Source organism: Myxococcus sp. AB036A, from assembly GCF_006547355.1.
Classification (GTDB): domain Bacteria; phylum Myxococcota; class Myxococcia; order Myxococcales; family Myxococcaceae; genus Myxococcus; species Myxococcus virescens.
Genome location: NZ_VHLC01000043.1, coordinates 61,678 through 69,661, shown reverse-complemented (window position 1 = coordinate 69,661; position 7,984 = coordinate 61,678). Strand labels below are relative to the sequence as shown.

9 protein-coding genes and 4 tRNA genes are annotated in these 7,984 nt (G+C 67.7%); 3 read left to right on the top strand and 10 right to left on the bottom strand.

Features of this window, described 5'->3' with window-relative positions:
• The 10 genes from FL344_RS18995 to FL344_RS18950 form a co-directional block, all read right to left on the bottom strand.
• A partial coding sequence (locus FL344_RS18995) for a GTP-binding protein (protein ID WP_228556459.1) occupies positions 1 to 139 on the bottom strand: 139 nt, incomplete at its 3' end.
• Positions 140 to 158: 19 nt separating this feature from the next.
• Positions 159 to 234: transfer RNA gene (locus FL344_RS18990), tRNA-Thr, on the bottom strand.
• 25 nt (positions 235 to 259) lie between these two features.
• Positions 260 to 335 (bottom strand) — tRNA-Gly (locus tag FL344_RS18985).
• Positions 336 to 345: 10 nt separating this feature from the next.
• Positions 346 to 429 (bottom strand) — tRNA-Tyr (locus FL344_RS18980).
• A 56-nt stretch (positions 430 to 485) separates the two neighbouring features.
• Positions 486 to 558, bottom strand: a tRNA-Thr gene (locus tag FL344_RS18975).
• Between the two features lie 132 nt (positions 559 to 690).
• Entirely contained in the window at positions 691 to 1,536 is an 846-nt protein-coding gene (gene rlmB / locus FL344_RS18970) for a 23S rRNA (guanosine(2251)-2'-O)-methyltransferase RlmB (protein ID WP_141592056.1), read from the bottom strand.
• 6 nt (positions 1,537 to 1,542) lie between these two features.
• Positions 1,543 to 1,992 carry a hypothetical protein gene (locus FL344_RS18965; RefSeq protein ID WP_228558183.1) on the bottom strand — a complete coding sequence of 150 codons (450 nt, stop codon included), beginning with the start codon at positions 1,990 to 1,992 and terminating at the stop codon, positions 1,543 to 1,545.
• Positions 1,993 to 2,054: 62 nt separating this feature from the next.
• Positions 2,055 to 3,056 carry a RimK family alpha-L-glutamate ligase gene (locus FL344_RS18960; RefSeq protein WP_141592058.1) on the bottom strand — a complete coding sequence of 334 codons (1,002 nt, stop codon included), beginning with the start codon at positions 3,054 to 3,056 and terminating at the stop codon, positions 2,055 to 2,057.
• An 81-nt stretch (positions 3,057 to 3,137) separates the two neighbouring features.
• Positions 3,138 to 4,391, bottom strand: a complete 1,254-nt coding sequence (gene cglB, locus FL344_RS18955) for an adventurous gliding motility lipoprotein CglB (protein WP_141619506.1) — start codon at positions 4,389 to 4,391, stop codon at positions 3,138 to 3,140.
• A gap of 219 nt (positions 4,392 to 4,610) precedes the next feature.
• Positions 4,611 to 5,003: a DsrE family protein gene (locus tag FL344_RS18950; RefSeq protein WP_141619505.1), complete on the bottom strand. Its 393-nt coding sequence runs from the start codon at positions 5,001 to 5,003 to the stop codon at positions 4,611 to 4,613.
• Between the two features lie 209 nt (positions 5,004 to 5,212).
• On the opposite strand from FL344_RS18950, the gene FL344_RS18945 reads away from it, so the two are divergent.
• The 3 genes from FL344_RS18945 (at position 5,213) to FL344_RS18935 (ending at position 7,981) form a co-directional block, all read left to right on the top strand.
• Positions 5,213 to 5,746, top strand: a complete 534-nt coding sequence (locus FL344_RS18945) for a HEAT repeat domain-containing protein (RefSeq protein ID WP_228565173.1) — start codon at positions 5,213 to 5,215, stop codon at positions 5,744 to 5,746.
• Between the two features lie 54 nt (positions 5,747 to 5,800).
• The gene (locus FL344_RS18940; protein WP_011553112.1) at positions 5,801 to 6,505 is read left to right on the top strand and encodes an HAD family hydrolase; all 705 of its coding nucleotides are present in this window, start codon (positions 5,801 to 5,803) and stop codon (positions 6,503 to 6,505) included.
• Between the two features lie 72 nt (positions 6,506 to 6,577).
• Entirely contained in the window at positions 6,578 to 7,981 is a 1,404-nt protein-coding gene (locus tag FL344_RS18935; RefSeq protein ID WP_194863159.1) for a hypothetical protein, read from the top strand.
• Positions 7,982 to 7,984 lie beyond the last annotated feature (3 nt).

The window sequence follows — 7,984 nt, the reverse complement described above, 5'->3', positions numbered from 1 at the left end:
ACGCCAGGAACGTGGCGCCGCCCGTCTTCGCCAGCACCTTGGTGATGGCGGCCGTCAGCGACGTCTTGCCGTGGTCCACGTGTCCGATCGTGCCGATGTTCACGTGGGGCTTGTTACGCTCGAACTTCTCCTTGGCCATGACACTCCTCAAAAATAAATGGAGCCCTGAACCAGGATTGAACTGGTGACCTCATCCTTACCAAGGATGCGCTCTGCCAACTGAGCTATCAGGGCTTGGCGATGCTGTGACTACAACATTTGGAGCGGGAAATGGGATTCGAACCCACGACATTCAGCTTGGAAGGCTGACGCTCTACCAACTGAGCTATTCCCGCAATTGCCGAGTGGAGGGAGATGGATTCGAACCATCGAAGGCGTAGAGCCGGCAGATTTACAGTCTGCTCCCTTTGGCCGCTTGGGTATCCCTCCAGATATTCACTTGTCCTACCACATCCCGGGCCCTCATCCGCGGCCCCGTCCAACCTGGCCGGCGGCGGGATTTGAACCCGCGACCTACTGATTACAAATCAGTTGCTCTACCAGCTGAGCTACACCGGCACTCATCCGGTACTGCGACTGCCGCCCTACCCCGCCCCAGCGACTCCGTCAACCACCCGTCACCGCCCTGAGAGGGGCGCCCTTCTAGAATTCCCGTTCGCCCAAGTCAAGGAGATTGATCCCAAACTTCAGCTACCGGCCGGAGACGGTGCCCCGCTGGCGGGCGACCTCGTATAGCAGAATGCCGGCCGAAACGGATGCATTCAATGAACCGATCTGACCCGCCATCGGAATCCGGAGGCGGAAGTCGCAGTGCTTGAGCACCCCGTCCCGGACGCCTGCCCCCTCCGCCCCCACGACGAGCGCCAACGGCCCATCCAGCCGGGCGCTCCACATGGGCTCCTTGGCGTCCACGTCCGCCGCGGCGACCCACAGGCCGGCTTCCTTCAGTTCCTCCAGGGCCCGGGAGATGTTCACCACCCGCGCGATGCGGCTGTGCTCCACGGCCCCGGCGGACGCCTTGGCCACGGTGCCCGTCACCTGCACCGCCCGGTCCTTGGCAATCACCACGCCGTGGGCCCCCAGCGCATCCGCGGAGCGGATGATGGCTCCCAGGTTGTGCGGGTCCTGGATTCCGTCCAGCACGACCACCAGGGGAGGCTGTCCCAGTGCCTTCGCGGCCTCCAGGAGGTCCTCCAGCTCCGCGTACTTGAAGCCGCGCAGCTCGACCACCACGCCCTGGTGAACGCCGCCCTCCGCCAGGGTGCCCAGGCGCTCGCGCGTCACCTTCTCCACGCGAATGCCGAACTCGCGAGCCCGGCTGAGCAGCTCTCCCGCCGCTCGGGCGCCGAGCTGCCCCTCCACCAGGAACAAGCGCTCCACCTCGTCCGGCCGAGCCCGAAGGGCCGCCAGGACGGGATTCACCCCGTAGACGAAACGGGAGGCTTCGCCGCCTCCGCGCTCGCTCCGGCTGGCGCGCTGGGGGGATTCTTCGCTCCCGCGCTCACCGCGGCCGCCCTTGGAAGAACGCTCACGCATGGACACTCAGAGGACCTCGACGGGAAGGGAGAAGGTCTTCTGCTGACGTGCGCAGATCTTCTCCGTGCAGATGAAGAAGACGAGCTTCGCGTCCACGGAGCCCTTGCCCGCGGCGGCCGTCGTGAAGGGGACCTCGAAGCGAGGGTCCGCGAAGGCTTGCCCCTCGGCCTTCTTCGCCACGGAGTCCGCCAGGGCCAGCTTCTCCTTGGCCGGAGTCAACTGGCTCCCCTTCACCTCAAGCTTCAACGGCGCCTCGTCGGAGACATGGGCACCCGCCTTCGTCTTGATGGCGAGGACGAAGGTCCCCTTCTCTCCCGCCTTGACCTGGGTCGAGGTCCCCTCGGTGGAGACCTCATACAGCGAGGCCGGATCCACATCCGCGGCCAGTACGGGCGCGGAGCAGGTGACTGCCGCCAGCAGTGCGGCGAGGGAGGAAAGGCGTTGGCGACGAAGCATGGGCGTCTCCTGGAAACGATGGGTGCGTATCACGCTTGAGACAGCGGGGGCCGTCTTTCTCTTCACGCGCCGCCTTCGCCGGTCCGAGCGCGGCGTCCCGTGCCCTTCCGGTCCACGGGGAGCTGGGCAGGCTCAGATGACGCGGGCAGGGCCGACGGAGGCGACAGGTCCGGCATGGACACGGGCGGCTCCCCCGCCACGAGCGCTTCTGCGCGGATGATGATGAGCGAGGCCAGGTCCACGCCCGTCACCGCCTCCATTTCAGGAAGCGCGGGGGAACTGTTCACCTCGAAGACCTTGGGTTGGCCCTGCACGTCGAGCAGATCCACCGCCGCCACTTCGAGCCCGATGAGCCGGGTGGCCTTCTCCGCGGTGGCTCGCTGGGCGGGTGACAGCTCGTGCGCCTCCAGCCGGGCCCCCTTGATGAGGGTGTGCGCCAGGCGCCCCGGGCGCGGGCGGCGACGAACCGCGGCCACTGCGTGCCCCCCCACGACGAGCACACGGACGTCGATGCCCGTGCTCTTCACGTACTCCTGCATCACGAGATTGTGCCCCAGCCCCAGGACGGCCTCGAGCGCGGCCTCCAGCGACTGGAGGCTCTCGCACACCATGACGCCGTGCTTCTCCTGCCCCTGCAGCAGTTTGACGAGGACGGGCACGCCGCCCAGCAAGCCCACCATCTCCTTGAGGTGAGCCGCGTCGCGCGCCATTACCGTCGACGGAATGTCGATACCGTGCGCCGAGAGCAGTTGCAGCGAGCGCATCTTGTTGCGCGACTGCGCGATGGCCTGCGCGTGGTTGACGAGCGAGACCCGCGCCAGGCCGAACTGATTCACCACGGCCAGGCCATAGTTGCTGATCGACTGGGCGATGCGGGGGAGGACGACGTCCGTGGGCGCCAGCTTCTTGCGGCCGTAGTAGAGCGTGGCGCTGCGCCCATCGAGGTGCATCTGCACGCGGAGTGGGTTGAGGACCCGCACCCGGTGCCCTCTTGCGCGCGCCACCTCGACAAGTCGCCGAGTGGACGGGATGGAAGCGGAGCGCGAGAGGATCGTGGCTTTCATAAGCGGGGCGGCCGTTCCGGGGAGAGAGGGACCTATAATCCCCGCCCCTCGCCGGGTAAAGCCGCCCCGCGAACCGCTGGACTAGCGCTGCCGGATGGCCCGCACTTCAATCTTCACGGGCGACTCCGGGGTGGAGGCCAGGATGCGCTCGCAGATCTGTCCCGTGAAGCGCACACCGTCGTCATTCAGCGTCCAGGTGCTGTCGCTCGATGGAGTCCGCTCGCCTTCCACGTAGACCACGAGCAGCTTGGGGTCGGTCGGGCGCTGGGGACCATCCAGCCGAATCAGGCAGGGCTCCGGGATCTTCACCGCCAGACTGATCTCCTCCAGAGCGCTGGCAAGTTCAGCCTGATTCCCGGCCTGGAAGAAGGAGCGGTTGCACAGCCCCGTGGTCGGGTTGCACGTGTCACCCTCGCCGCACGGGCGTTCCGCGCTACACGTACGTTTGAAGCCGCCCGCGCGCGCCATCGCTTCCAGCACTGCCGGCCCATCCCCCACCGCAGTCTCCGCACCAAAGCCGATCACGATGGTCCGGATCTGCTTTTCCGCCAGGGCGCGCACCGCAGCAACGGACGCATCGGCGTCCAGACACCCACGGCGGAAATACGCGGTCTGGCACCCGTTGTTCTCAATGGTGCACTTGCAGAGATCCGGATTGGACCCGTCGACGACATTGCCGTCGTTGCAGTTCGGAAGGCCGTCCGTCAGCAGGATGACGAAGTTCTCCCGTTCCGCATCTTGGAGCCCCGCCAAGCTTCCCACGAAGTTCAGACTTCCGCTCGTCGGCGTTCCACCCAAGGGCCTCCCCTCACCAGCGTTGGGAATGCCCTGAAGGAGGTCGTTGATCTCATTGGCATGGGCCAGAAGGGAGTCATCATCCTCCTGGTCCGGCAGTCCCTTTAGCAGCGCGCTCGCGGTTGACTCCCGGCACGAATCAACCGCCGTGGTCCCTCCACGCGTCTCCGGATAGGTCGTCAGTGCGAAGCGCACGTACTTCCCACTGTCACTGAGGAACCGCGGAACGGCCGCCTGCAGTTCCGTCCAGCGCGTGGGGCAGACGTCGACGTTGCACGGTGCCAGGCGACCACAGACGACCTGGTCGCCCTCATACTCCACGAGGCACGCCGGATCGGACGGGTTCACAGGGTCCGTCATCGACGCAGAGGTATCCACCAACAACATGATGTTGGGCTTGCTCTGACGGGCGTTGATGACCTCCTCAACCGTCGTCTGCGCGATGGCCAGCGGCTCCACCGGCTCGAAGTCGTATGTCTGACAGGCCAGGACGATGGCGCCGACGGAGAGTGCACTCAGGAGGGGCAGCTTGGAGCGCATAGGCAATGAATTCCTTCTGCTACTGGGGGACACGGGACTTCCCGCGCGGCCGGGTTCTCCAAAGGGGGTACGGCGTGGCGACAGGTTATCGCGTCATTCCCGTCGGGCGCTACAGCATCGGCCGACTGATTCCTCGTCGTTTGGATGCCACTGCGACGTTACAGCCAGAGCGATACCTGGGCGGCCAAGAGCGGCGTACGTAGAGCCCAAGCCCACCGACTACAGGGTGAGCACCCTTGCACCGGCGGTCAGTCGCCAAATCGAGGCCATCCCCATCACTTCATCCAGGGTGCCCGCCAGCGCCTCCGGTTCGTAGCCGCAGATGCGGACTGTGGTGTCGCAGGCGATCAGTCTGGCGCCCAGCGTGCGCGCTTCCGCCAGCATGTGCGGCGGAGCCAACACCCCGAGTGACTCCGCGCGTGCGAACTCCTCGTGCTCGCGCGCGCTCGACGGCTGGCCGTAGGTGCCCCCCACGAGCTGGCGCAGCGCATCGAAGGCGAAGACGAAGTACACCTCGTCGCCCATGGCAGCGGCGGTGATTCCCATGGTGGCGGCCTGGAAGGCCGGCTCGTACGTGGCGTGCTGAAGGAAGAAGAGAACCCGTCCGGCCATGACGCGCCGACCATAACGGGCTTCGCATCCCGTCGCGGCACCAATGACGTATAAATTGGAAACGTCCCTCTTCTGTCCGGGAAGCCCTCATGGCGACCACCCTCCCCCCACGTCCTGGCGCCGTTTCCTCGTGGTCCCTCCGCCATCTCGCCTGGCGCCCCGTGGTGCTCGGAGGCCTCTTGCTCGCGGGATCCGGAGGGCTGGCCCGTATGAGTGCTTCCGCCAGTTCGGAGCCTGCTCTCGTCACCAACGCGCCTTCGCCTGGCGCCGACGTCCATGCCCAGGTGGTCGCACTTCTCGATGCGACGACGCGGACTGGCACCCCGTCAGATGACGCATGGAAGCGCCTGGGACCGGGAGCGGCGCCTGTCCTGTCGGCGCTCGTCGTGGACAAGGGCACCCCTACCGCGCGGCGGACGCTCGCCGTGTCCTCCCTGGCGCTGGTGGATCCGTCAGGCGGCGCAGTGACCATCCGCGACGTGCTCGAGGACGCGAAGGCCCCGGCCGTGGTGCGTGCGAGCGCGGCGGACGCCCTGCGCCAGTGCCTGGGGCTGGACGCCATCCCCACGCTCATCTCCCGGCTGCAGGACCCGGAATCACAGGTCCGGGAAGCAGTGGCCGTGGCGCTCGGACGCCTGGGCGGGCAGCAAGCCCGGCAGGCGCTGGAGGACCGACTCCCCATCGAAGAGCGCGCCCTCGTCCGCGAGGCACTCCAGCGGGGACTCACGCTCGTTGAGCCCTGAGGGGACACGGTCCCGCCTGACTCCGGGCTCGCGTCGGCCCGGGGCTTCCATTAGATGGGAGCCATGCGTCCCACCGTCCTCCTCTTCGATATCGATGGAACCCTGGTCACCACTGGCGGCGCGGGGCGCCGCTCCATGGAAGCCGCTTTCGAGAAGCTGCACGGGCGGCGGGACGCGTGCGACTCGTTCCCAATGTCCGGCATGACCGACCGGGCCATCGTCCGCAAGGCGATGCACATCATCGGCGTGGAGGACTCGGCCGCGGCCATCGACGCGGTCATCGACGCCTACGTCGCCCACCTCGCCGAAGAGGTCCACAAGGTGGATGACCAGCGATACCTCGTCTTCCCGGGCATGCGCGAGGCCGTGAAGGAGGCCCGGTCGCGGTCCGGGTTCGCCGTGGGACTGGGCACGGGCAACGTCCGTGAGGGCGCCCGCGTGAAGCTGGAGCGCGTGAGCATCTACGACCAGTTCGACTTCGGCGGCTTCGGCTGCGACAACGAGGACCGCACCGAGCTGATTCGCTGCGGCGCCAAGGCCGGCGCCGCGAAGCTGGGCGTCCCCGTGGAGGAATGCCGGGTCGTCGTCATCGGCGATACGCCCAAGGACGTCCATGCGGCCCAGGGCGTCGGCGCCGAGTGCATCGGCGTGGGGACTGGGACCTTCTCCGTGCAGGCCCTCCTCGACGCAGGGGCCACGGTCGCCTTTCCTGACTTCTCGCATCCCCAGGCCCTGGAGATTCTGCTCGGCGGGCGCTGAGTCCCCTGCCCGTCCGCTCGGTGCTCGGCGCCGGGTGTGCTATCTCCCGCCGCCCTTCCGAGGAGCCGCCGCATGTCGTCCACGCTCGAATCGTATGAGCTCATCCGCTTCGCCGAAGCCTTCGAGGCCCGCCTCGCCACGGCGGGGGAAATGCTCACCGGCAGGCCCGGCCTCGACGCCGAAAAGGGCTGGCTGACTACCGCGCTGGAGCTGGTGCGCACCGCGCGCGCGCCCACCGAGGGCGTGCTCGACCGCGTGAAGGACCTCCCCGAGCTGGAAGAGGCTCGCGAGGAGTATGCGTTCCACCAGCAGGGCCTGTGGGTGGACGTGCTGGAGAAGCTGCACGCCGGCATCACCTTCACCGCCAGCAGCCGCGCGCCCGTCATCGAAGCCCTCTTCCCCCACCTGAAGTTCCCGCAACTTCGGCGAGCCCCCCGCGAAGCCGTCCTCGAGTACGCGACGTCCTATGAGCGACGCACGAAGAGCGCTTATGTGACGCGCATCTTCGCCCGGGATGACTTCGCGCTCGTGCGGCCCGTCATGGAGCAGGTGCTGACCGCCCATACCGCGTGGCGCTCCAGCCATGAGCCGTCGCCCCTGACGCTGGAGCAGGAGACCCTCCTTCGTGAGGAACTGGTGTCGCTCGGCCGGAAGCTCGAGCAGTCCCTTCGACAGGCGCGGCTGCTGGCCGAAGCCGCGCTCGTGCCCGCCCCCACCGTCTATGAGGCCGCCGGGCTGAACCTCAAGCCCAAGCGCCGCGCGGGCCGAGGGCTGACGCTCTCCGATGACGCGCTGGCTGGCTTCGATGAGCCGACCGACTCCATGGAGCCCACCGAGGCGGAACTCGCCGAGGTCGCGGCACTGGATGCAGGGGGCGACATTGCAAGCCCTGCTTCCGTGGCACCTTCGGCCGCTCGCGGCGACACGGCGGCGGAGGGTGGCGACTCGTCCGCCAGCGCAGCCAGCCCAGAGGTGCTCCAGGACTCTGGCGCAGAGCGCTCGGACAACGGTGGCGACTCGGGCCCGGTGGGTGGCGCCGAACTGAAGTACGAGGGCTTGCCCTCTACGACAGAGACCGGCGTGGCCTCCGCGAGCACTGCTTCGGAGTCGCACGATGGCGCTGTCGCCCAGCCGGAAGCAGCTGCCGAGGGCGCGGAACTCGCGGACAAGGCCGCCGTGGACAATGCGGCCCGGGCCGACGGGGGCGATGCGTCCCCTCATGCCACAGATGGAGCGGTGACGAACGACAGCCGGCCCGCGAATGCCGACGAGGCCGCCGCGCAAGCCCGTAGCGAGGCATCCTCTACCGCGCCACGCGGCGCGCGACGGGGACGCAAGAAGGCCGATGCAGCGGAGCCTGCCGCGACCGAGGCCACCGAACCTCCGGCCTCGGGTGAGGCACAGGCGCCTCGCATCCGGAAGAAGAAGGCTTCCTCTCAGTCCGCCCCACCGGCTCCCGACGCGGACACGCCTTAAAGG